Raw genomic sequence first — 22,476 nt, 5'->3', positions numbered from 1 at the left:
GAGTAGCAAAATCAATCTTGATTTTGCTACTCCTTTTGAAAAAACTTGGAAGACTAAACTTCTAGTAATTCTTTTTCTTTTTCACCAGCAATTTTATCTAGTTCTTTAATGCTGTCATCAGTCAATGCTTGAACATCTTTTTCTAGTCCGCGCAAATCATCTTCTGTAATGTCACCATTTTTTTGTTGTTTTTTGTAGGCATCCATCGCATCACGACGAATATTACGAATAGCGATTTTTGCATTTTCTGCTTCTTTTTTAACATCTTTCGCTAATTCTTTACGACGTTCTTCCGTTAATTGCGGGATAACTAAACGAATAACATTTCCATCATTCGTTGGGCTGATACCAATGTCGCTTGCCATGATCGCCTTCTCTACATCTTGAAGAATACTTTTATCAAAAGGCGTGATCATCAATACACGAGCTTCTGGAATTTGGATTGATGCCATTTGGTTCAATGGTGTTGGTGCACCGTAGTAATTAACTGTGATTCGGTCTAATAAACTTGCATTCGCGCGTCCAGCACGGATTTGTCCAAGTTCACGTTGTAAACTTTGTGCTGCTTTTTCCATTTTCTCTTTTGCTTCTGCCATAATTGCATCTGCCATCTTTATTTCCCCCTTACAGTAGTTCCAATATTTTCGCCTAAAATTGCACGGCGGATATTTCCATGTTCATTTAGATTGAAGACAACTAATGGGATATCATTATCCATACTTAATGAGCTTGCTGTTGAATCCATTACTTGCAATCCCTTAGCAATCACTTCCAAGTGAGTTAATTCTTCAAACTTAACTGCATTTGCATCAACTTTTGGATCTGCAGAATAAACACCATCTACATTATTTTTAGCCATTAAAATAACATCAGCGCCAATTTCAGCTGCGCGCAATGCTGCCGTTGTATCCGTTGAGAAGTAAGGATTACCTGTCCCCCCAGCAAAAATAACAATGCGTCCTTTTTCCAAATGACGTTCTGCTTTACGACGAATGTATGGTTCTGCGATTTGACGCATTTCGATCGAAGTTTGTACACGTGTCGGTACACCAACGTTTTCTAATGTATCTTGTAAGGCTAAAGCGTTCATAACAGTCGCTAACATGCCCATGTAATCAGCTTGCGCACGTTCCATACCCATTTGAGCACCTGTTTGTCCGCGCCAGATGTTTCCGCCTCCTACAACGATTGCCATTTCAACGCCTAACTCGTGGACTTCTTTGATTTCTTGAATAATTTCTTTAATGACTGGAGGTTTAATTCCAAATCCTTCATCTCCAGCTAAAGCTTCACCACTTAATTTTAAGACTACACGTTGATATTTTGGTGTGACCATGTTCATTCCTCCAATGTTTTCTATTGCCATTTTACCATAATTAGTTGATTTAGCCATTAAATGCTTGCATTTTTTGGCATTTGCCTAAAAAAAGGGAGCGCACAATAGTGTGCGTTCCCATCTGTTTTATTCAACAGAATTATTTTTTCACTTGGCTCATAACTTCTTCTACAAAGTTATCTTCACGTTTTTCGATTCCTTCGCCAACTTCAAAACGAACAAATGATTTAACAGTTGCGCCTTTAGAAGCTACGAATTTTTCAACAGTCATATCAGGATCTTTGACGAAAGGTTGGTCAACCAAAGCGATTTCTGCTTTGAATTTTTTCAAGCGACCTTCCACCATTTTGTCAACGATGTTAGCAGGTTTGCCTTCGTTTAATGCTTGTTCAGTTAGAACAGTTCTTTCATGTTCTAATTCTTCAGCAGGGATTTGTGATTCATTTACATAACGAGGGTTGATAGCAGCAACGTGCATAGCAACGTCACGAGCAACTGAATCATCAGTTGTACCATCTAGAACTGTCAATACAGCAATACGTCCGCCCATGTGTAAGTAACCACCAAATGCAGCGTTATCTTCTTTTTCAACTACTTCAAAACGACGGAAGCTGATTTTTTCTCCGATAACTTGTGTAGCTTCGATTAATTCAGACTCGATTGTACCTTTTTCAGTTTTGATTTGCATTGCAGCTTCCATGTCAGCTGGTTTGTTTTCAGCAACTAATTCTGCAATTTCTTTTACTAAATCTTGGAACATTTCATTTTTAGAAACGAAGTCAGTTTCTGAGTTAACTTCAACGATTGCTGCAGTGTTACCTTTAACAGCAACTGCTGCTAAACCTTCAGCTGCAATACGATCATTTTTCTTAGCTGCTTTAGCCATTCCTTTTTCACGTAAAAGATCAACTGCTTTTTCAATGTCGCCTTCTACTTCTACTAATGCTTTTTTCGCATCCATCATACCTACGCCAGTCATGTCGCGTAGTTCTTTTACCATTTTAGCTGTAACGTCTGCCATTTTATAGTCCTCCTAGTAGTGTTTTTCTTTAAAAAAAGCTGTTTCAAAGGAGAGTGAGGCTTGTCGCCTAGCCTTTGAAACAGCTCCATCATTCAAAAATTATTCTGCTGAAGAGTTGTCGCCTTCAACAACATCAACGATTTCTTCGATTGATGTTGCATTGTTTTCTGCTACAAAATCTTCTTCAACCACTTGGTCTTCACCTTGGTTTCCTTCGATAAATGCATCAGCCATTTTTGAAGTGATCAATTTAACGGCACGAATTGCATCGTCATTTGAAGGGATTACTACATCGATTTCATCTGGATCGCAGTTTGTATCAACCATAGCTACGATTGGGATATTTAATTTATGAGCTTCTTGAACAGCAATACGTTCTTTACGAGGGTCAACGATGTACATTACATCTGGGATTCTTGGCATATCAGCGATACCACCTAAGAATTTTTCAAGACGTTCGCGTTCTTTGTTCAAACCAGCAACTTCTTTTTTAGGTAGAACTTCAAAAGTTCCATCAGCTTCCATTGCATTGATTTGTTTCAAACGGCTAATACGTTTTTGGATTGTATCCCAGTTAGTCAATGTTCCACCTAACCAACGGTGGTTTACAAAGTATTGACCTGCACGAGTTGCTTCTTCTTTGATTGCTTCTTGTGCTTGTTTTTTAGTACCTACGAATAATGCTACGCCGCCTTCTTCAGCAACGTTTTTCATGTAATCATAAGCTGCATCTACTAATTTAACTGTTTTTTGTAAGTCAATGATGTAGATACCGTTTCTTTCTGTGAAGATATATTTCTTCATTTTTGGGTTCCAGCGACGTGTTTGGTGACCAAAGTGTACGCCGGCTTCTAGTAATTGTTTCATAGAAATTACTGCCATTTTGTGTTTCCTCCAATTAGGTTTTTATTTTCCTCTTCTTGTCTTCAAACTTGCCAGCAAACTTTTACAAGCACCTACCGACAATCCAACAAAAATGTGGATTTATTGATGCAAAAAAGCATCCTTGGTTATTATACAGATAAAGTTTATCTATAGCAATAAGAAAAAGAAGTTTTCTGCTCAACATTCATTAGTTTAACGGAAGAAGCTGATTTTTTCAAGTAAAATTCTTACTTCCACTTGAATTTTCTACTATGACTTCCTATTTAACTCTTTCGATTAAAAAATGCAGGTGGGCAATCCTAGCTTTTTTTGTTATGATACGGATGAAATCTTTTGTAAAGGAGAAAACGATGCGAAAAGCCGACCGACATTTATTGATTAAACAGATTATTGAAGAGTTTCCCATTCGAACACAAGAAGATTTATTAACGAGATTAGGTGACTATCAGGTAACCGCAACGCAAGCAACGATTTCTCGCGATATTCGCGATTTAAAAATCGTCAAGGCACCTGATGCTGATGGTCTTTCCCGCTTTGTTTTATTTCATGGTGAAGACGATGACGAAACAAAAAATGAAGAAGAAAAACGTTTAATTCGTATGATTGAAGAAATCGTACTAAAAGTCGAACGTGTCCACTTTTTGACAATCATCGGTACCTTACCAGACAATGCGCATTTATTTGCTTCCATCTTAGATGACATCAAGCCACCGCATATGCTTAGCACCATTGCTGGATTTGATACAGTCATCGTACTTTCTGAATCAGAAGAAGATGCCAAGAAAATCGAGTTGTATTTTAAAAAGCACTTATTACATTGATAATCAAAAAAGCAACAGACTTCAAACTTTACATTTGAGTCTGTTGCTTTTTATTTTTGTTTTCGATTCTAAGAAAAATAGTTCAATTACATTTTATCTGGTGCGTGTAAGCCAAGTAAACGTAAATCTTCTTTCAATAGAACAGCTACTGCATAAACAAGTGCTAGACGAGATTCTTTTTGGCCATCATCAGCCAAAATCTTTGTATGTGCATAGTATTTGTTAAATGCTTGAGCTAATTTGATTGCATGTTTTGCAATAATTGAAGGTTCGTATTTTTCGCCAGCAGATAAAACAGTTTCTGGATATTTTTGAACCAACTTGATCACTTCCCAGCTGCTTTCATCATTTAATGCATAATGTGTATCAGCTGACGGAACAAAGTTTGCTTTTTCAAGTAAGCTCATTGCGCGAGCATGTGTGTATTGAACGTAAGGTCCTGTTTCGCCTTCGAAACGTACAACTTCTTCTAAGTTAAAGTCGAAAGTATTCAAACGATCATTTTTCAAATCATGGAAAATTACTGCGCCAACACCCACTTGTTTAGCAACGATGTCTTTGTTTTCCAAGTCTGGATTTTTTTCGCTAATTTGTTCTTTTGCAGAATCGATTGCTTCATTTAAGACTTCTTCAAGTAAGACAATTTTGCCTTTACGTGTGGATAATTTTTTACCACCTTGGGTAATCAACCCAAATGGAATGTGATGCATTTCATCTGACCAATCAAAACCAAGTTCTTTCAAAACAGCTTTTAATTGTTTAAAGTGATAGCTTTGTTCATTCCCAACAACGTATAAAGATTGTGCAAAATCATACGTACGTTTGCGGTAAAGTGCCGCAGCCAAATCACGAGTGATATAAAGTGTTGCACCATCTGATTTTTTGATCAAGGCAGGATTTAAATCATAAGCAGTTAGATCAACGATTTCTGCACCTTTATCTTCTTTTAATAAATGTTTTTCTTCTAAAAGTTCTACGACTTCATCCATCTTATCATTATAGAATGCTTCACCATTCAGTGAATCAAAACGAACTTCTAGCAAATCATAGATTTTATTGAATTCCTTCATTGATTCATCACGGAACCATTGCCATAATTCAATGGCTTCTGCATCGCCTTCTTCTAGACGTTTAAACCAAGAACGTGCTTCATCATTTAATTCTGGTTCAGTTTCGGCTACTTCATGGAACTTCACATAAAGACGTAATAATTCATTGATTGGTTCAGCTTTGACCGCTTCTTCTGAACCCCACTTTTTGTAAGCAACGATCAATTTACCAAATTGTGTTCCCCAGTCACCTAAGTGATTGATCCGAATAGGTTGATACCCAATTTTTTCTAAAATAAAACCAATTGAGTTTCCGATAACTGTCGAACGTAAGTGTCCCATTGAGATTGGTTTGGCAATATTTGGTGAAGACATATCGATTGGTACCGTACCTTGATTACCAATTGTGCTATCACCATAATGTGCTTGTTGTTCTACTACTGCTTGTAGTACAGCTTGGCTAATCGCTTTTTTATTCATAAAGAAGTTTAAGTATGGTCCAACCACTTCGATTTTTTCAAAGTTTTCTGGTGCAATTTTTTCAGCTAAATCTGCTGCAATTTGTTGTGGTGCTTTACGATAGATTTTTGCTAATGAAAAAGCTGGAAAAGCAACATCCCCATGATCAGCTGATTTTGGATTTTCTAATAATTGTTGTACTTGTTCAAGTGTCAAGTCGTCTTTCACTACATCATAAACGGCTTTTGCAACTAAGTCTTTGTTATTCATTTAAGTTCCTCCTAAATTTTCCATGATTGTTGAAGACAATAAAAAAAGTCTCTAGCAATCACAGTAATTGTGATTGCTAGAGACGAGATTACCCGCGGTACCACTCCAGTTGTCTTATCCACTAAGACCCACTCAATCTGTTATCGGTAGATGACCGTCCGCTTTGATTCACTCAAAGGCAGAAATTCTCCAAGTGCGCTTCGTTGTGTTTTCTTCATTCGGCTCCCACCAATCACCCGAACTCGCTCAGCAAGAATCAGCACAAGTACTCTCTTGTTCAACAAATCATAAAAGTATTAAACTGTTTTGAATTATAACAGAAAAAAACATTTCTGGCTAGCTCCTTTATAAAAAAAACCGCCCAGATGGTCTAAAGGAGAAGAAACTCCACCTGGGCAAAAATAGCTATAAATCATTTCGTTTACACGAAAGACTTAACAAATTAATCAGCAACAACAATCGTTCCTTCTTCAGATGCCAATAAGTTTTCAATGTTTTCTAAAGAAGTGATGATTGCTTTTGCTTTTGGTCGAGCTTCTACAAATTGAATAGCTGCTTCAACTTTTGGCAGCATACTACCAGGAGCAAATTGGTCTTCACTGATATATTGTTTCATTTCTGAAATGGTTACAGTTTCCAATTTCTTTTGATCAGGTTTTTGATAGTTGACATAAACATTGTCCACGCCAGTTAAAACAATCAATAGATCAGCATCAATGATTTCTGCCAATTTTTCTGAAGCAAAGTCTTTATCGATTACTGCTTCACGACCTTCTAAGCCTGTTGCTGTTTCAACTACTGGAATGCCACCACCACCAACAGAAACAGTAACTACACCTTGATCAACCAACGCTTCGATTACACGCGCTTCTTTGATTGAAATTGGTTTTGGTGAAGCAACTACTTTACGCCAACCACGACCAGCGTCCTCTTTAAACGTGACATTTGAATCTGCTTTCATTTGTGCAGTAGCTTCTTCTTCTGAATAGAATGGACCAATTGGTTTTGTTGGATTTTTGAAAGAAGGATCGTTTTCATCTACGATAACTTGTGTGACTAATGAAACGACATCTTTGTCAATACCTTTTTGTTTCAACACTTCCCCCATTGCATTTTGTAACCAATAGCCAATAGAACCTTCTGTCATTGCAACACAAGTATCTAATGGCATTGCTGGTGTTTTCTCCGAATCAGCTGCTTGTTGTTGGATCAATAAGTTACCAACTTGTGGGCCATTTCCATGAGAAATGATCAACTCGTCACCTTGTTCAATAAATTTCACTAAGTATTTTGCTGTTTCCATCAATGCTTCTTGCTGTGCTTTTGCACTTGCATCAGTTGATAAAATCGCGTTACCGCCTAAAGCGACAACTACTTTTCGATTTGCCATATTATTCGCCCTTTCTTCAGACAATGTTAATCAATGACAAAACGAGGCAGCAAGCACTCGCGTCCTCTGCCTCGTTTTGTACATGAGATGAATGTGGTTTATTAAACGCGAGGGATAAACAAGTTGCCTAATGTTGCAGCCATAATTGCTTTGATTGAGTGCATACGATTTTCAGCTTGTTCAAATTGACGTGCATATTTGCTACGGAAGACTTCGTCTGTTACTTCCATTTCAGTAATACCAAAGCGTTCTTTCATTTGTTCACCGTAAACAGTGTTCGTATCATGGAATGCTGGTAAGCAATGCAAGAAAATCAAACGATCTGTATTATGTGTTTTTTCAACCATTTCCATGTTGATTTGGTAAGGTTTCAACAGTTTGATGCGTTCTTCAAATTTGTCTTCTTCACCCATTGATACCCATACGTCTGAATAAAGTACGTCAACACCGTCAACACCTTTATCAACATCGTCAGTAATCATTAGTTTTGCACCTGATTTAGCTGCAAAGCCTTCTGCTAATTTCACGATTTCTTCTTCTGGTTGTAATTCTTTCGGTGCAACGATACGCATGTTTGTTCCTAAAATAGCACCAGTTACTAATAATGAGTTCGCCATATTGTTACGGCCATCACCACAGTAAGCAACAGTGATTCCTTCAACTTTTCCGAAGTTTTCTTGGATTGTTAAGAAATCGGCAATCATTTGAGTTGGATGCCATTCGTCAGTTAAACCATTCCAAACTGGAACGCCTGAGAATTCAGCAAGTTCTTCAACCATTTTTTGACTGAAACCACGGAATTCAATTCCGTCAAACATACTACCCAATACTTTAGCTGTATCTTCTGTTGATTCTTTTTTGCCTAATTGGATATCATTTGCGCCTAAGTATTCTGGATGAGCACCTAAGTCAATCGCAGCAGTTGTAAAAGCTGCACGTGTACGTGTAGAAGTTTTTTCAAATAATAAAGCAATGTTTTTACCTTCTAAGTAATGATGTGGAATGCCACGTTTTTTCAAATCTTTTAAATGTTGAGAGAAATCAATCAAATATTGTAACTCTTCTTTAGTAAAATCTTTTTCTGCTAATAAGCTTCTTCCTTGAAATACTGATTCTTTCATAATAAAACATTCTCCTTTAGTTTGTTTTTATAATTTAAGACGGAATTTCATTGATTTAAGAGGAAATCCCAGCGACAGCTGACAGTAGGACTATCGCTGGAAAATTCAAACTTATTTCAAATCTTCACGTACAAGTGGTTGGCTCATGCAACGTGGACCACCACGACCACGAGACAATTCACTTGAATTGATTTCCAACACTTTGATACCGTAGCTTCTTAGTAATTCATTTGACACATAGTTACGGTTATATGTGACAACCACACCTGGTGCAATAGCTAACGTATTTGAGCCATCATTCCATTGTTCACGTGGCGCAACAATTGCATCGCCATTACCAGTTGGAATCAAGACTAAATCATCTAATCCTAAAGCATCTTTCAATGTTGCATGTAGATCATCTGAGTGAGTGATCTTGATGTCATCACCATCTGGAACAATTGTATAGACATCGATTTTTCCGTTTTTACTTTGAATTGCTGGATGGATTGTAAATTTATCATAGTCAACCATGGTAAATACTGTATCCAAGTGCATCATGGCACGATTATTAGGGATCTTGATTGCTAGAACTTTTTCAAATCCTGAGTTTTTAGCGAACAAGCGACGTGCCATTGTTTCTAAAGCTTTTGCATTGGTTCTTTGTGAGATCCCTACTGCGACAACTTTATCACTTAAAACTAGTTCATCTCCACCTTCAATATGTTCAGTAGTATCACGATCTAACCAAACTTCGACACCTTTATTTGCAAAGCGTGGATGATGATTCAAAATATACTCAGTGAACATTGATTCACGACGACGTGCCTCAAAAGTCATACGATTGACAGTCATCCCATTTCCGATTGATGCGGAAGGATCTCTTGTAAAGTATAGGTTTGGCATTGGGTCCATGTAGAATGGATATTCATCGTCTGCTGACAAGTCGTACAAGCTGTTTGAACGAACTTCGATGTCCTTTGTACGAACACCTGCCATAATTTTATCTACCATTTCTTGTGTTTCCATTGATAGAAGGAACTCATGAAGACCATCTCTCACAGCATTTGATGCAATGTGCGATTCGTCTAACATTTTGTTTAGGAATTGTTCTTTCACATTGCCTGCATCAATTGCTTCTGCAGCGAGTTTTTCTAAATAAAGTGTTTCAACGCCTTCATTTTGTAACGTCTTAGCAAATAAGTCATGTTCCTCTTGAGCAATTGGAAGATATGGAATGTCATCAAATAATAGACGATCCATAATATCTGGTGTCAAGTTTTCAACTTCCTGTCCAGGCCGTTTTAACAAAACGGTTTTTAACTTCCCTATTTCAGAGAAAACGTGAATTGGTTTATCCATGTTGTGTTGCCTCCTTCGTTTTGATTACATGTATAGAATACCGTCGTTTTGTAACCCTTTTCATAATTTCTTTGCATTTAAAACGAGAGATCCTTCACGTTAATATTCCGTTATTAAATAATTAAACGTTTTTCTTCATTTTATTAAGTTTTATTCATTCTTTACAGGTAAAAACACTCTAAAAAAAATATTTATTCATCAAAAAAATATTTTTGAATATAATAAATTTATTGAAATAATAACGTTGTTAGCGTTTACTTATTAAGCAATATCTTTTTTTATGCAATATATCTTAAACTAAGTCACTAATATTCATTTATGTGGATTATTAATGAATATTTTCTCTTTAATAACAAATTTTTTTATCTATCCACTAATTTACCGTTTAATTACCGTTATTTCTTTGCCTTTACAAATCAAGTGAAAAACGGGACAATGGTAGTAGTGAAGAAATAAGGAGAGAGGTTTGACATGCGAATAACTAAAATTGATTACCATTTTTCCAAATTACGATATCAACCAGACTTCATGCATTTTACTGACGAAGAATTTCAATTGATCAAGGAACATACTGTCCTTCGTTCCTATAAAAAAGGACAGATTCTTTTTGATGAAGGAGATGAACGTCAACGCTTCTATATTTTAACAACAGGACTCGTTCGTCTTGAACGTTATGATGAAAGTGCCACTTATTACTACTATGACTATGTAAATGCGAGCACCTTATTTCCTATGGCAGGAATCTTTGAAGCACAATCCTATGCTTATACTGCACAAGCAATGACAGACATCGATACATTTTATTTACCCGTGAGCATTTATGAGAAACTTGCGCGAAACAATTCTGAACAACTGATTGCACTTATTCATAAAATTTCAAAAGTTGTTGAGATGCATGAATTACGAATTCAAATTGGCTTAACTTCCAGTGCGTTTGATCGAGTAAAACAAAATTTATTTATTTTAAAAGAAGAGCTCGGTGTTCCAACAGAAGATGGACACATTTGTATTCCTTATCCAATCACCCTAAAAGAGTTAGCTGTTAATAGCGGAACTACCAGAGAAACTGCTGGCCAAGTCATCAAACAATTGCGCGATAGCGGATTACTTGACTATCGAAAAAAACAATTTACTTTTTGTAAAACCGCCGTCACTCCTGCTTTAAGAGATACCGATGAATAAAAAAGAAAAAAGTAGCAAACAACATTCAAGTTGTTTGCTACTTTTTTTATCATTTTTACAGAACTAAACTAGGGTCTGCGTTCAATTTTAATTCAGCAACAATTCCCTTTTGTCGTTCAACATGTGCTGCTGCACCAATCATTGCTGCATTATCTCCACACAAACGTAGTGGAGGGATAATCAACTCAACTTCTGGCATTTCTTCCGCTAACGCTGTGGTTAATCCTTCGCGAAGCCCTTGATTAGCTGCAACACCTCCAGCAACAACTAATTGTTTTACTGGAAATTCTTTGCATGCGCGTAATGTTTTAGTCACCAGTACCTCTACAACACTCGCTTGGAAACTAGCAGCTAAATCATTTTTATCTAGCTCTTCTCCACGCTGTTCTGCATTATGAACTAAGTTAATGAATGCACTTTTCAAACCACTAAAACTAAAATCATAGTTTGCTTCGTGGATCATCGCTCTTGGAAAATGATAATTATCTTTTCCTTGATGCGCTAATTCATCAATTTCTTTTCCACTAGGATAAGTCAACCCAAGGACACGCCCAACTTTGTCATAAGCTTCCCCAGCTGCATCATCGCGTGTTTCTCCAATAATTTCATAAGAGCCGTCTTCTTGCATATAAACAAGTTCCGTATGTCCGCCACTAACAAGTAAAGCGATTAGCGGAAATTCAAATGGTTTAATAAATCGTGCAGCATAGATATGCCCCGCCATGTGATTGACGGGAATCAAAGGTAAGTTATTTGCCCATGCAAATGCTTTAGCAGCAGAGATACCAATTAATAAAGACCCAACTAATCCCGGTCCATAGGTAACTGCCACTGCAGAAATTTCAGCTACTGTTACCTTCGCCTCAGTCAATGCTTCGTCAATACAAAGCGTGATCTGTTCTACGTGATGTCTGCTAGCGACTTCTGGTACGACACCGCCAAAGCGCTTATGACTATTTATTTGCGATGCAACAATATTTGACAAGATTTTTGTCCCATCTTCTACGACAGCAACACTTGTTTCGTCACAACTTGATTCAATCGCAAGAATCAATTCTCTATTCATTTTATCGTCTCCGTCTTTAACTTTGTACTCATTATAAAGGCATCTTCTACTGGTTGATGGTAATAAGATTTACGAATGCCCAACACTCGAAATTTTTCTGATTCATACAGGCATTTTGCCCTCTCATTTGATTGACGAACTTCTAGAAAAACTTGAAACACATCATTCGCTTTTTCTTGCTGGATCAACGCTTTCAACAATTGTCGCGCATACCCTTTTCCTTGGAAAGTTGAGTCTATTGCAATATTGGTGATTTCAACTTCATCTACTACACGGCTAAAACCCAAAAAACCAATGATTTCGTTTGCTTCAATCGCTATCAAATAGTCTGTATGAGGTTGCTGTAGATCTGCTAAAAACTGTGTTTTTGTCCATGGTGAACCATGTGTATACGCCTGATTACTAATCAACCAGAGCTTTTCTGCCAAGTCATTGTAATCAAATGCTGCTTTTTGATAAATCAACAATCTTCACTCTTTTTCTAAATTTTTTACCATGTCTAAGGCATCTTCATTATTTTCAGTATAATATCCTTTTTTGATGGTCCTTGATTCGAAACCCAGCTTTCGGTACAACTTTTGCGCATCTCTATTACCTACGCGAACTTCTAACGAAAGAGTCTCACAGCGATTCATTATAGCAAACTTTTCTATTTCGTCAATCAAGAACGAGCCAATACTTTTCCGCTGATAGCGAGACATCAATGCGATGTTTGTAATATGACAATCGGTTCCGATGATTCGTGAACCGATGAATCCCACTAGCGTCTCATTGATAAAGACACCCAAATATAGATGAATCAAAGGAGAACGAAATTCAGATATAAATGCGCTCCGCGTCCAAGGTAATTCACCAAGATAGACTTCTCTCTCGACTGTCAATAAATCCTTAATATCTGATATCGTCAATTGACGTATTTGATAAATGGCTTGATTTATTTCTAGCTCTTTAACAGGATAAAAAGATGATTCTCGGAACAAATTTTTCGTTAATTTTTTAAATTTTTTCAACATAACTTTCGGCTCCAGGCGTATGATTTTCTAGCCATTTTTCTTCCGCTTCTACCTTTTTTAAATAACGTGGTAAGAATGCTTGAACATCAGAGACAGGATCAGCTTGTGCTCCTAAATTTGCTAGCACAGTTCCATTCGGGATATCCCATTGAGGAATCAAATTGATTGTTGCTTCTGGTAAAGTTGCTTTTAATTCTGTTTCAAATTTTCGACAGTCGCTACCAACAAAATAAATAGATTGTTCAAGTGCTTTTAATTCTGTGAGTAGATCTTCTAGAGAGGAATGTTTGTCCTCAATCAACGTTTCTAAACGATTTTCTTTCCATTGATACGCTCCCGCGTAAACATTCTTACGTCTCGCATCAAAGAGTGGTACAATCACACCTTCGATATTCACACAGTTAGCTGCGACTGTTTTCAAACTAGAAATCCCCACCAACTCTTTTTTCATTGTATAGGCTAAAGTTTTTGCAGTCGTCACACCGATTCTCAAACCAGTATATGAACCTGGTCCATCAGAAACAGCAATGCGATCAATTGCTGTTGGCTCTAATTGAAGATCAGCAAATAATTGGTCAATTGCTGGCATCAAAGTAATGCTATGGTTTCGTTTGATGTTCGTTTGAATTTGTCCAAGAACTACATCATCCTCCACGATACCTATAGCTAAAGTTTGGTTTGCTGTATCAATTCCTAATGTAATCATGTTTTGGTTCCTTTCCGTTAACTATCGTTTCTTATTGTAGCACACTTTTTACGGAAACCTAGTCTGAGATAACAACAAAAAAACTAGCGATACTCCATAAGAACTACGGACAAACTCATCTATTGTAAACGTTACTTGATGAGTAGGTTCTTACACAAAATTTCGCTAGTTTTGATCATTAGCATTTCAATTGTTCATTCCGTTGATTCTCGAACGATCAAGTCTGTACCAACCACGATTTTTCTTGGAACGGGAGCTTCTGTTTGAATCAACTGTAAAATCGTCTCGACAGCAATCTCCCCCAACCATTCAGTATAAACTTTTACCGTTGATAACGCAGGTGTCACATACTTAGCTACACTACTGTCATTAAATCCGATGACTGCAATATCCTCAGGTACATGATAGCCACTCTCTTGAATTGCTTTTAACGCGCCAATTGCTAATGCATCATTTGCAGCAAATAAAGCATCTGGTTTTTCAATTGTTTCATCTAAAAATTGTTTGATTGCTAAATAACCTGCTTCCACCGAAAAATCGGCTTCAATTATAGCAAATGGTTTTTGTTCCGCGCTAGTCATGATTTGTTCAAAAGCTAGTCTTCTTGGATCACTCAATAGTTGACGATTTTTTTTAGTATATTCTTTCCCTGTTAGCATGGCGATTTTTTTAGCATGTAGTGACAGAAAATAATCGACTACTTTTTTTACGCTTGAGAAAAAATCGACGGTTAGCGAATCGATACCTACTGATGTCCCATCGGAATCAACTAAAAGTAATTTTGACTGAGATTTTTTCAACTCTGTTAACTGTTGCAAGTCGAATTTACCAACAGCAATTGTTCCATCAACTTCACGTTCACTAATAGAATCCCAAGTTTCTTTTAGCAAATCAACATTCAATTCTTCTGCCTTCTTCTCAATACCCAGACGGATCGCTAAATAATACAAATCTTCGAGTTCTTCGCTTTCATTGTGCCATTGAACCAATCGTAAAGTTGCTTGATTAGCCGAAAGACTTTTTTTATGTTTCGTATAGTTTAATTGCTCTGCTGCTTCGAAAACTTTCTGTTTGGTCGCTAGGCCTACTGAGAGTTCCGAATCATAATTCAAGACTCTTGAAACAGTCGCAGGAGAAACACCTGCTAACTGTGCAATATCTTTAATTGTTGCCATGATGTTTCCTCCTCACTGGATCAATTATAAATAATCAGTAAAACGAGCAAATGCTGCTTGTCCTTCTTCTGTCCGTTTAAACACACCCGCATCCTCTAACACCCGCAAGAATACTTGACCAACGGCTTCCTGCACGACTTCAGTCACACGATCAGCTGTGATTGTATGAGTTGCCTGCAACTCATCTGCCCATTCACGATGATAATCAGCCAAGTGATTTTCTTGGTTCAACAAATATTTTTCCACTTCTTCAAGTTCTGTTTTTAATCGTGGCGGTAACACGGCTAATCCCATCACTTCAATCAAGCCGATGTTTTCTTTTTTGATATGCTGAACGTCCTTGTGTGGGTGGAAAATCCCATCCGGATGTTTTTCAGATACATTGTTGTCACGTAATACTAAATCTAATTCAAAGTAGCCATCTTTCCTACGAGCAATCGGAGTAATCGTGTGGTGTGCAGTCCCGTCAGCAGAATATGCTGAAACCTCGACGGACTCATCCGAGTAAGCTTGCCATTTTTCTAAAATAGTTGTTGCCGCATCTATAAGAAGTTCTTTGTCTGGTGATTGAAGACGAATCACCGACATTGGCCACTTCACGATTCCTGCAATGACTTGAGGATAATCGGTTAACTTGATCAAACGTTCCATTGGTGCTTTTGCCATAGGAAATTCATGTCGCCCTGCTTGATAATGATCATGAGATAAAATAGAACCACCTACAATTGGTAGATCTGCATTTGATCCCACAAAATAATGAGGTAACACTTCCGTGATCCGTAGCAATCGGCGGAAGGTGTCTCGATTGATTTGCATTGGACGATGATCTTCTGACAAAATAATTGAATGTTCATTGTAGTATGCATACGGCGAATACTGGAAACCCCAGCTTTCGCCATCTAGATTCATACGGATAATTCGATGGTTTGTTCTTGCAGGATAATTCAAACGTCCTCGATATCCCTCATTTTCCATACAAAGCAAACATTTTGGATAGTCTACTTTCACTGCTTCTCGTTCTGTAGCAATTTGCTTTGGATCTTTTTCAGGTTTCGATAAATTGATTGTAATTTCAAGATCTCCATAAGCAGTTTGTACGGGAAACTGAATATTTTTAGCAATCGCACGCGTTTTGATATAGTCATTTTGCTGACTTAACTGAAAGAAGTATTCCGTTGCTTCCTCAGGTGAATTAGCATAGTGCTGTGCAAAAAAAGCATTAACAACAGACGGCGGGGGCGTCAAAAAATCCATTAACTGCGCTTCAAATATTTCTTGTTCCGCAGGCAAATCTGAAATGACTTGATTATTCTTTGCTACTTGAACTAATTCTGCCAGCAAATCCACTGCAGGTACCGTTACTGGACGTGGTGTGACCTCTCCAGTTAACGCTTCTTCACCGATCAAACTTAATAGTCGATTTTGAAGATAAATTCGATCCATTTCCATAAAGCCACCAGAACCAATCGAAAGCGTTGCAAAGTCGCAAATTGTTTGACTGATAGACATATCACTTCTCCTATTCTTCGTAGCCATGAGGATGACTTACATGCCAATCCCATGCTGTTTTGATAATCGCTTTGATGTCAGTGTATGCGGGCTCCCAGCCTAAGATCTCTTTTGCCTTTTGACTTGAAGCAACTAATTTACTTGGATCACCTGCACGACGAGGCGCAATTTTTGCAGGAATTTCTTTGCCAGTAACTTCGCGAGCCGCTTCAAGCATTTCTTTGACAGAGTAACCATTGTTACTTCCCAAATTAAAGAAGTTACTTTCATTTCCAGCTTTTAAATATTCTAAGGCTTTGATATGTGCGGCAATCAAATCTTCCACTTGAACGTAATCGCGAACGCAAGTCCCATCTGGTGTATCATAATCGTCACCATAAACGGCCAATTCTTCTCTTTGTCCTAATGCTACTTGTAAGATAATCGGTACTAAATGTGTTTCAGGAGTATGGTCCTCACCAATACTTGCATCCGCCTTCGCACCTGCTACATTGAAATAGCGAAGAGCCACATAACGCATCCCGTACGCATTGTCACACCATTTCATCATTTTTTCCATCATCAATTTACTTTCCCCATAAGGATTTTTGGGATTAGTTGGGGTTTCTTCTGTTATTGGAGACATTTTTGGTTCACCATATGTTGCTGCTGTTGATGAGAAAACAATTTGTTTTACGTCAAATTCATGCATGACTTCAAGCAAAATTTGTGTACCGTAAACGTTATTGTTAAAGTAATCCAATGGTTTTTCTACGGATTCCCCCACTAGTGAGCTTGCAGCAAAATGGATCACACCTTCGACTTTTTCTTTTTCAAATACCGTTTTTAAAAATGCTTTGTCACGAATATCACCTTCATAAAAACGTGCATCTTGATGAACTGCTTGGCGATGCCCCGTTAGTAAATTGTCAACAACAGCAACATCATACCCATTATGGATCAGTTGATCGACGGCATGTGAACCAATGTATCCAGCACCACCTAAAACTAAAATTGACATATTTAAACACTCCTTTATTGATAGTTGACTCTCTTTGATCATCCATCTTTCATTGTACCAAAAGAAAACGGAAGTTTCGAAACAGTTTTTGACAATCACCAACTTTTTCTATGATTTTATTTAGTAAATTTATAATAAAACATTTAGTAATTTTTTTCAATCGTTTTTGTAAAGGTTTTCAAATGATCGTCTAACTAGCCTTTTTTTGATTTTTGTTTCATAATGGAGGTATCAAACAATTAAGAGGTGTGTTCAATGAAAAAATTTGTATCTGGATTATTAGTCGGAAGCTTAGCAACTGTTGCTGCTGTAGCAGGCGTTGTCGCTTCAGTTAAAAAAACGGTAATTGATCCAATTGATGAAAAAGAATCGATGATCGAAGAAAATCGAAAAAAAGCGATGCGTAAACGTGTTGCACGTTAATCAGTTATTTAAAAAAGACAGCTAAGATGTCCAGTCACTTATGACTTGTTCATCCTAGCTGTCTTTTTTGTTTACTTTTTTTGATTAGTCAACAAATGACGAGCAATCAAATCTGCTTGTCTTAAATTCCATGCATCTGTATATGGACGTGCCACAGCAGCCGTCAACCAATCGACGCCTTCAACGGGTATCCCATAACAGTAAAAGTTGGGAATCACTTTTCCATTTGCGCTGATAACTTGATTTGCTTTGTTTACATCAATCGCGCCTGAAAAATAATGTTCTGCATCTTCTGTTTTTTGATAGGGACGAATCAAGCCATTTTTTCTCAGGCTTTGAATGATTGGGTTTTTCGAATAAGACACACTATTAATCGGCAAACGTGCTTCAAGTAAATAACGGCTTTCAAGTGGCTTCTCTTCTGTTTCAATCCAAAAAGACCCTCTAGCTTGTTTGATTTCAAATGGTGGAGCTGCTATATGAAAAATACCGGCATCTATCAGCGCGGCGAGCTCTTTGCTCCTTCTCAAAGGTGGACCGATAGTCAAAAAAGCATTCAGCGGTGTAAACCAAGACCACAATTGTTCACGATATTCTTCAACTGAAAAAATATCCCACGCAATGGCTTCACGAATTGGCTCACGCCAGTCTTTGATTGCATCTAAGGTTGAACTAAACGCACCCGTGTTATTTCCTTTTTCAGCCTCATTGATTTGCCACGCCAAAAAGGAGCGAATACCCTTTTCAAAGTCATCTGAAAAAGTTGAAAGAGGATGTTCCAGCCTTTCCCATGACCAAATATACGGCTCTAATTGCGGATAATCGACCAAACATTCCTCAGAAGACTTTAACAAGAACGCTCGTTCAAACTCAAAAGGATCGATAGCCAATTGTTGTTCTTCAATCGTTTTTTGATAATAAAACAATTCGACTTCTTTTTTGAACAAGTAAAAAAATGTTTCACCTGTCAACTGTCCTTTTGCCTGCCATTTTTTTAGATTCTTTGTCGTTAATAACTTGAGCCGTGCCATCGCACCTCCCTGCTTTTGATTTTCACCCCTTGGGTAATAGGGAACTCCACGACGAGAGCCCGCGTAAATAATCGGTTCTTTACCAGATTGATGATAAGTAAGGCGATGTTCTTGTTCTTCAAAATAACCACCACGACCGACAGTTAATAGGCCAATGTAATCAAAAAAAGCCAATCCTAGCCCACGCAAAAAAATCGGTTCATTCGCAGGAATATCGGCAACTGAAACATCTGCCGGGTTACTTGGGGGTTGATAAAATAAATCATGTTGCTGTGCATAGTCGGCAAAAGCCAGTTCCTCATTCATCAATTCATTTTCCCAATGACCACTCGCCAATACGATTTGATCCATAAAGAAAGCTGTGTCTTCTGTTTTCAACTCAAAACCTGAATCTGCTTGTGAGACACTATTAACAAGTGAGTGAACAAAAGTAATCTTGTCGAGATATTCTTTTTGAAGTTCCATGAAAAACCATTGCTGATACAAACCATACAGACAACGAGTTGCGTGTTCATTCTTTCCTAATTGCGCCATCTCTGCTAGAAAAAAATCCTGATTTTTCAATGATTGTTGTTTCACAAAAGAAATTCCTTCTTTTTTCGCCCATTGATAAAGATTGGGACCTGGAGAAATGGCTCCTCCCGTCGATAGTGTGTCGTCAGTAAACAATGTTACTTGTTGTGAGACCGAGTTCATCAGCAGATCAGTTGATTGATCTATTCGCCAAACTCGTCCACCAGGGCCAATCACATCGAATAAAAAAATTTGAAGCGATTGATTCGTTTGTTTATTACGTAAAATTCTTTCTAACATGCTTAAGCCACGTGGACCTGCACCAATAATACCAATCTTCATCTTACACCTTCTCTTTATTTAAACAGCCAGTTGTTGATCCAATAATTTTTTCAATACGACTGCCTGATTTTCCGTTTCATCTTTTGCACCATAGACAAGTGTTACTTGTTTTTCTTTTTGACAAATAGCCAGTAATTTCTGAAATGCTTGGTGAGAAGCTTCTTTATTTAGCAATTCTTCTTGATAACGTTCAACGAACTCAGAAAATTTTTCTGGGATATGGTTGTACCACTTTCTCAGCTCTGTACTTGGTGCAACTTCTTTCAGCCATAAATCTAATTTTGCTTCTACTTTAGAAACACCTCTTGGCCACATACGGTCAACAAGAACTCGGAAACCATCTGTTTCTTCCGCTTTTTGATAAGCTCGTTTCAATTGAATCATTTTCTTTGCTCCTTTCCTTTCACTCTTTATTTTAGCCAAAAATGGATGAGAGCACAAAAATAAAAAAGGATAGAAGAACTGTTTGCTAGTTCCTCTATCCTTAAAAAATAGTCAATTAAACTTTTTTGCTTTTGATTTTACCAGACCAGCCATCATAGCCGCCTTTTAGAATATAAAGTTCTTTAAAGCCTTCTTTACGCAATTTGTTAGCTGTTCGAATGCTCAAGCTTTTTCTTTGATCGTAAATATAGACAGGTTGGTCTTTACGAATGGAGCCTAATGAATTCTTTAATACAGTATAAGGAATATTTCGTGCACCTAAAATATGTCCAGCATCAAAAACATCTTTTTCTCTGACATCAATGACTTGTGCTTTACGCATTCCTTCACGAAACTCTTCTTCATCTAACATTTTTGCTGAACGTTTTGCCATGATACGTAAGTATGCTTCCCAAAATACAATCGCTAAAATAATCGCGATCAAAAAAATATTAATCCAAAAAAACATGAGTTGCCTCCATCTTTACGCAAACTTCAAGGCTAATGATGCAGCGCCAATGACACCTGCTTCATTACCAAGCTCTGCTAATTTAATTTTTGTTGATTCTCTTACTTGTGGGAAAGTGAATTCCATAAAGTATTTTTCGACACGGCTACGTAAAAATTCGCCGGCTGCAGATACTCCGCCACCTAAAACGATACTTGAAGGATTCAACGTGTTTCCTAAGTTTCCGCAAGCTAGTCCTAGGTAGAAACAAACACGATCCACGACCATCAATGCAAATGGATCGCCATCTTCTGCCAACTCGAAAATGTCTTTACTTGTAACTTCTTCACCATTATCAAGCATTGCTTTAAGTGTTGAATCACCTGCATATTCTTCCGCTAAGAAACGTCCTAGACGTACCACGCCTGTCGCACTAGAAACCGTTTCTAAACAGCCACGTTTTCCACATGTGCATTCAAAACCATTTGGGTCCACAGTAATATGACCAATTTCACCACCACTCCCAGCAACGCCATGTACAAGATTACCGGCAGCAACGATTCCACCGCCAACACCTGTTCCTAATGTAACGAAAACAACATCAGGATCATTTTCGCCAGCACCTTTCCAGCGTTCCCCTAAGGCAGCAACATTGGCATCATTATCAATCGCAAACTGGATTCCAGTGCCTGATTGGATTTGTTCTCTCACTGGTTGTAATTCTGTCCAGTTCAAGTTGTACGCACCAATCACTGTTCCAGCTTCGCTATCGACACTTCCGGGAGTCCCCATACCAATACCGATAAAGTCTTCCGCTTTCATGTTATATAAATTTAAACGATGATTGATTGATTCAATGATTTCAGGGACAATATGTACACCCTCATCTAAAATATTGGTATCAATACTCCATTTTTGTTGAATTTCACCTTCTGGAGTCATAATTGCGAATTTCGCAGTTGTTCCACCTAAATCAATTCCAATAATTTTCTTGTCCATTACACGTTTCCTTTCTTTCGGCTTTCTTCTATTCGGTGCTCTCTTTTCAGAATGCGCCATGCCGTCATGTACGTATCATGATCAATCAAGCGATTGTCATATAACGTTCTTAATTCAATTGTCATCAACTCTATGTCATAAATCCGCGAGCCGACATAGATGATGATGCCAAATTTTTTGAACAGCTGTTGTACGTCATACAAGCTTTCCATGTTAAAGCACTTCCTTCACATTATACAAGTAAACCATACTTTTTTAAACCCACTAAAAGACAAATTACTAAAAGAAAAATAAAAATCATTCCAGAAATAATTCGTTGATGAATTGAAAATTTTCCTCTTTGTTCCGGCAAGCCTAAGATATTTCCTAAAAGTAGTCCACCAAGAACGCCACCAACATGGCCCCAGATATCAACTGATGTGTCAAATCCACCAAAGACTAAACTTAAAACGATAAATAACGAGAACTGTCTAACCATCTGTGTAATTGCAGGGTTATTTCGGAAATGAAAGCCTAAAATCACAAAAGCTCCAAACATTCCAAACAGTGACGTACTTGCTCCAGCAGATAACACACCCACTTGATTCATCGCAAAACTTGCTAGATTTCCAGCTATGCCACTCAATAAATAAATAAGGAAAAAACGCCAGTGTCCATAAATCGTTTCAATTTGCGAGCCCATAAAATAAAGCGTGACTGAGTTAACTGCAAAATGCATCAAGCCAAAGTGAATAAAGATTGGAGTAATCAAGCGCCACCACTCATGATAATAGGCAAAAAAGGGGCCGTACATTCCACCAAATGATTCTATTTTTAGCTCTGGAAACAAGTACATCAATACAAACACAATCGTTTGAACTCCTAAAAAAATATATGTCCAGATTGGTTTTTTCAACCAAAATTGGATTTTTCGTTTTTGTTGGTAATCCATGAAAACCTCCTATTAGTAATAA

The 22,476-nt window shown here is 37.6% G+C and carries 24 protein-coding genes and 1 other annotated feature; of the genes, 3 read left to right on the top strand and 21 right to left on the bottom strand.

Going from position 1 to position 22,476, the window contains the following annotated elements:
* Nucleotides 1-53 precede the first annotated feature (53 nt).
* From frr to rpsB, 4 genes are all read right to left on the bottom strand, one after another.
* Nucleotides 54-611 (bottom strand): ribosome recycling factor, encoded by a 558-nt coding sequence (gene frr, locus AC4BC3_RS05155; protein WP_206899827.1) that lies wholly within the window; start codon nt 609-611, stop codon nt 54-56.
* 2 nt (nt 612-613) lie between these two features.
* Complete coding sequence (gene pyrH, locus AC4BC3_RS05150) at nt 614-1,336, bottom strand: UMP kinase (protein ID WP_206899828.1); 723 nt, start codon at nt 1,334-1,336, stop codon at nt 614-616.
* 139 nt (nt 1,337-1,475) lie between these two features.
* Nucleotides 1,476-2,357 (bottom strand): translation elongation factor Ts, encoded by an 882-nt coding sequence (tsf, locus tag AC4BC3_RS05145; protein WP_206909687.1) that lies wholly within the window; start codon nt 2,355-2,357, stop codon nt 1,476-1,478.
* Nucleotides 2,358-2,456: 99 nt separating this feature from the next.
* Entirely contained in the window at nt 2,457-3,239 is a 783-nt protein-coding gene (rpsB, locus tag AC4BC3_RS05140; protein WP_067484207.1) for a 30S ribosomal protein S2, read from the bottom strand.
* A gap of 353 nt (nt 3,240-3,592) precedes the next feature.
* On the opposite strand from rpsB, the gene AC4BC3_RS05135 reads away from it, so the two are divergent.
* Nucleotides 3,593-4,063 carry an arginine repressor gene (locus AC4BC3_RS05135; RefSeq protein WP_490467139.1) on the top strand — a complete coding sequence of 157 codons (471 nt, stop codon included), beginning with the start codon at nt 3,593-3,595 and terminating at the stop codon, nt 4,061-4,063.
* 86 nt (nt 4,064-4,149) lie between these two features.
* On the opposite strand, the gene argS is transcribed toward AC4BC3_RS05135, so the two are convergent.
* The 4 genes from argS to arcA all read right to left on the bottom strand — a co-directional run bounded on the left by argS (nt 4,150) and on the right by arcA (nt 9,693).
* On the bottom strand, nt 4,150-5,841 hold the full coding sequence (argS, locus tag AC4BC3_RS05130) for an arginine--tRNA ligase (RefSeq protein ID WP_490467138.1): 1,692 nt from the start codon (nt 5,839-5,841) through the stop codon (nt 4,150-4,152).
* Nucleotides 5,842-5,916: 75 nt separating this feature from the next.
* Nucleotides 5,917-6,131 (bottom strand) — a binding site (T-box leader).
* 152 nt (nt 6,132-6,283) lie between these two features.
* Complete coding sequence (gene arcC, locus AC4BC3_RS05125) at nt 6,284-7,231, bottom strand: carbamate kinase (RefSeq protein WP_206899840.1); 948 nt, start codon at nt 7,229-7,231, stop codon at nt 6,284-6,286.
* A 101-nt stretch (nt 7,232-7,332) separates the two neighbouring features.
* Nucleotides 7,333-8,352, bottom strand: a complete 1,020-nt coding sequence (argF, locus tag AC4BC3_RS05120) for an ornithine carbamoyltransferase (protein WP_206909680.1) — start codon at nt 8,350-8,352, stop codon at nt 7,333-7,335.
* A 111-nt stretch (nt 8,353-8,463) separates the two neighbouring features.
* Entirely contained in the window at nt 8,464-9,693 is a 1,230-nt protein-coding gene (gene arcA / locus AC4BC3_RS05115; protein ID WP_206899841.1) for an arginine deiminase, read from the bottom strand.
* A gap of 471 nt (nt 9,694-10,164) precedes the next feature.
* Between arcA and AC4BC3_RS05110 the strand changes: the two genes are divergently transcribed.
* A complete protein-coding gene (locus tag AC4BC3_RS05110; RefSeq protein WP_206909679.1) occupies nt 10,165-10,875 on the top strand; it encodes a Crp/Fnr family transcriptional regulator in 711 nt (236 codons plus the stop codon).
* A gap of 55 nt (nt 10,876-10,930) precedes the next feature.
* Here AC4BC3_RS05110 and tsaD read toward each other — a convergent pair whose 3' ends face one another.
* The 7 genes from tsaD to galE all read right to left on the bottom strand — a co-directional run bounded on the left by tsaD (nt 10,931) and on the right by galE (nt 17,344).
* Complete coding sequence (gene tsaD / locus AC4BC3_RS05105; protein WP_490467137.1) at nt 10,931-11,941, bottom strand: tRNA (adenosine(37)-N6)-threonylcarbamoyltransferase complex transferase subunit TsaD; 1,011 nt, start codon at nt 11,939-11,941, stop codon at nt 10,931-10,933.
* A complete protein-coding gene (rimI, locus tag AC4BC3_RS05100) occupies nt 11,938-12,405 on the bottom strand; it encodes a ribosomal protein S18-alanine N-acetyltransferase (RefSeq protein WP_206909677.1) in 468 nt (155 codons plus the stop codon). Before rimI (AC4BC3_RS05100) ends, tsaD begins: the two co-directional genes overlap by 4 nt.
* A gap of 6 nt (nt 12,406-12,411) precedes the next feature.
* Nucleotides 12,412-12,954, bottom strand: coding sequence for a ribosomal protein S18-alanine N-acetyltransferase (gene rimI, locus AC4BC3_RS05095; protein ID WP_490467136.1), 543 nt, complete (start codon nt 12,952-12,954; stop codon nt 12,412-12,414).
* The gene (gene tsaB / locus AC4BC3_RS05090; RefSeq protein ID WP_490467135.1) at nt 12,938-13,660 is read right to left on the bottom strand and encodes a tRNA (adenosine(37)-N6)-threonylcarbamoyltransferase complex dimerization subunit type 1 TsaB; all 723 of its coding nucleotides are present in this window, start codon (nt 13,658-13,660) and stop codon (nt 12,938-12,940) included. The genes rimI (AC4BC3_RS05095) and tsaB overlap by 17 nt, the downstream gene beginning before the upstream one ends.
* Before the next feature lie 194 nt (nt 13,661-13,854).
* Nucleotides 13,855-14,835, bottom strand: coding sequence for a LacI family DNA-binding transcriptional regulator (locus tag AC4BC3_RS05085; RefSeq protein WP_490467134.1), 981 nt, complete (start codon nt 14,833-14,835; stop codon nt 13,855-13,857).
* Nucleotides 14,836-14,859: 24 nt separating this feature from the next.
* Nucleotides 14,860-16,344, bottom strand: coding sequence for a UDP-glucose--hexose-1-phosphate uridylyltransferase (gene galT, locus AC4BC3_RS05080; protein WP_490467133.1), 1,485 nt, complete (start codon nt 16,342-16,344; stop codon nt 14,860-14,862).
* A gap of 10 nt (nt 16,345-16,354) precedes the next feature.
* Nucleotides 16,355-17,344 (bottom strand): UDP-glucose 4-epimerase GalE, encoded by a 990-nt coding sequence (galE, locus tag AC4BC3_RS05075; protein ID WP_206909671.1) that lies wholly within the window; start codon nt 17,342-17,344, stop codon nt 16,355-16,357.
* Between the two features lie 255 nt (nt 17,345-17,599).
* On the opposite strand from galE, the gene AC4BC3_RS05070 reads away from it, so the two are divergent.
* The gene (locus AC4BC3_RS05070; protein ID WP_067484184.1) at nt 17,600-17,767 is read left to right on the top strand and encodes a DUF3042 family protein; all 168 of its coding nucleotides are present in this window, start codon (nt 17,600-17,602) and stop codon (nt 17,765-17,767) included.
* 71 nt (nt 17,768-17,838) lie between these two features.
* Here the strand turns inward: AC4BC3_RS05070 and AC4BC3_RS05065 are convergent, their stop codons facing one another.
* From AC4BC3_RS05065 to AC4BC3_RS05040, 6 genes are all read right to left on the bottom strand, one after another.
* Nucleotides 17,839-19,653 carry an FAD/NAD(P)-binding protein gene (locus tag AC4BC3_RS05065; protein WP_490467132.1) on the bottom strand — a complete coding sequence of 605 codons (1,815 nt, stop codon included), beginning with the start codon at nt 19,651-19,653 and terminating at the stop codon, nt 17,839-17,841.
* 18 nt (nt 19,654-19,671) lie between these two features.
* The gene (locus tag AC4BC3_RS05060; RefSeq protein WP_490467131.1) at nt 19,672-20,037 is read right to left on the bottom strand and encodes a DUF488 domain-containing protein; all 366 of its coding nucleotides are present in this window, start codon (nt 20,035-20,037) and stop codon (nt 19,672-19,674) included.
* Between the two features lie 115 nt (nt 20,038-20,152).
* The gene (locus tag AC4BC3_RS05055) at nt 20,153-20,545 is read right to left on the bottom strand and encodes a rhodanese-like domain-containing protein (protein ID WP_206909668.1); all 393 of its coding nucleotides are present in this window, start codon (nt 20,543-20,545) and stop codon (nt 20,153-20,155) included.
* A 15-nt stretch (nt 20,546-20,560) separates the two neighbouring features.
* Nucleotides 20,561-21,523, bottom strand: a complete 963-nt coding sequence (locus tag AC4BC3_RS05050) for an ROK family glucokinase (protein WP_206909667.1) — start codon at nt 21,521-21,523, stop codon at nt 20,561-20,563.
* Complete coding sequence (locus AC4BC3_RS05045) at nt 21,523-21,735, bottom strand: YqgQ family protein (RefSeq protein WP_067484177.1); 213 nt, start codon at nt 21,733-21,735, stop codon at nt 21,523-21,525. Before AC4BC3_RS05045 ends, AC4BC3_RS05050 begins: the two co-directional genes overlap by 1 nt.
* Before the next feature lie 20 nt (nt 21,736-21,755).
* Entirely contained in the window at nt 21,756-22,454 is a 699-nt protein-coding gene (locus AC4BC3_RS05040) for a rhomboid family intramembrane serine protease (protein WP_490467130.1), read from the bottom strand.
* Between the last annotated feature and the right edge of the window lie 22 nt (nt 22,455-22,476).

It is taken from the genome of Enterococcus sp. AAFC-DPL-6103 (assembly GCF_058216595.1).
The sequence above is the reverse complement of the archived record's forward strand: the minus strand, read 5'-3'. Positions and strand labels throughout refer to the sequence as shown.

Coding starts and splice junctions, on each gene's coding strand:
- frr (WP_206899827.1), bottom strand. CDS start 611: ATGGCAGATGCAATTATGGCAGAAGCAAAAGAGAAAATGGAAAAAGCA.
- pyrH (WP_206899828.1), bottom strand. CDS start 1,336: ATGGTCACACCAAAATATCAACGTGTAGTCTTAAAATTAAGTGGTGAA.
- tsf (WP_206909687.1), bottom strand. CDS start 2,357: ATGGCAGACGTTACAGCTAAAATGGTAAAAGAACTACGCGACATGACT.
- rpsB (WP_067484207.1), bottom strand. CDS start 3,239: ATGGCAGTAATTTCTATGAAACAATTACTAGAAGCCGGCGTACACTTT.
- AC4BC3_RS05135 (WP_490467139.1), top strand. CDS start 3,593: ATGCGAAAAGCCGACCGACATTTATTGATTAAACAGATTATTGAAGAG.
- argS (WP_490467138.1), bottom strand. CDS start 5,841: ATGAATAACAAAGACTTAGTTGCAAAAGCCGTTTATGATGTAGTGAAA.
- arcC (WP_206899840.1), bottom strand. CDS start 7,231: ATGGCAAATCGAAAAGTAGTTGTCGCTTTAGGCGGTAACGCGATTTTA.
- argF (WP_206909680.1), bottom strand. CDS start 8,352: ATGAAAGAATCAGTATTTCAAGGAAGAAGCTTATTAGCAGAAAAAGAT.
- arcA (WP_206899841.1), bottom strand. CDS start 9,693: ATGGATAAACCAATTCACGTTTTCTCTGAAATAGGGAAGTTAAAAACC.
- AC4BC3_RS05110 (WP_206909679.1), top strand. CDS start 10,165: ATGCGAATAACTAAAATTGATTACCATTTTTCCAAATTACGATATCAA.
- tsaD (WP_490467137.1), bottom strand. CDS start 11,941: ATGAATAGAGAATTGATTCTTGCGATTGAATCAAGTTGTGACGAAACA.
- rimI (WP_490467136.1), bottom strand. CDS start 12,954: ATGTTGAAAAAATTTAAAAAATTAACGAAAAATTTGTTCCGAGAATCA.
- tsaB (WP_490467135.1), bottom strand. CDS start 13,660: ATGATTACATTAGGAATTGATACAGCAAACCAAACTTTAGCTATAGGT.
- AC4BC3_RS05085 (WP_490467134.1), bottom strand. CDS start 14,835: ATGGCAACAATTAAAGATATTGCACAGTTAGCAGGTGTTTCTCCTGCG.
- galT (WP_490467133.1), bottom strand. CDS start 16,344: ATGTCTATCAGTCAAACAATTTGCGACTTTGCAACGCTTTCGATTGGT.
- galE (WP_206909671.1), bottom strand. CDS start 17,344: ATGTCAATTTTAGTTTTAGGTGGTGCTGGATACATTGGTTCACATGCC.
- AC4BC3_RS05070 (WP_067484184.1), top strand. CDS start 17,600: ATGAAAAAATTTGTATCTGGATTATTAGTCGGAAGCTTAGCAACTGTT.
- AC4BC3_RS05065 (WP_490467132.1), bottom strand. CDS start 19,653: ATGAAGATTGGTATTATTGGTGCAGGTCCACGTGGCTTAAGCATGTTA.
- AC4BC3_RS05060 (WP_490467131.1), bottom strand. CDS start 20,037: ATGATTCAATTGAAACGAGCTTATCAAAAAGCGGAAGAAACAGATGGT.
- AC4BC3_RS05055 (WP_206909668.1), bottom strand. CDS start 20,545: ATGTTTTTTTGGATTAATATTTTTTTGATCGCGATTATTTTAGCGATT.
- AC4BC3_RS05050 (WP_206909667.1), bottom strand. CDS start 21,523: ATGGACAAGAAAATTATTGGAATTGATTTAGGTGGAACAACTGCGAAA.
- AC4BC3_RS05045 (WP_067484177.1), bottom strand. CDS start 21,735: ATGGAAAGCTTGTATGACGTACAACAGCTGTTCAAAAAATTTGGCATC.
- AC4BC3_RS05040 (WP_490467130.1), bottom strand. CDS start 22,454: ATGGATTACCAACAAAAACGAAAAATCCAATTTTGGTTGAAAAAACCA.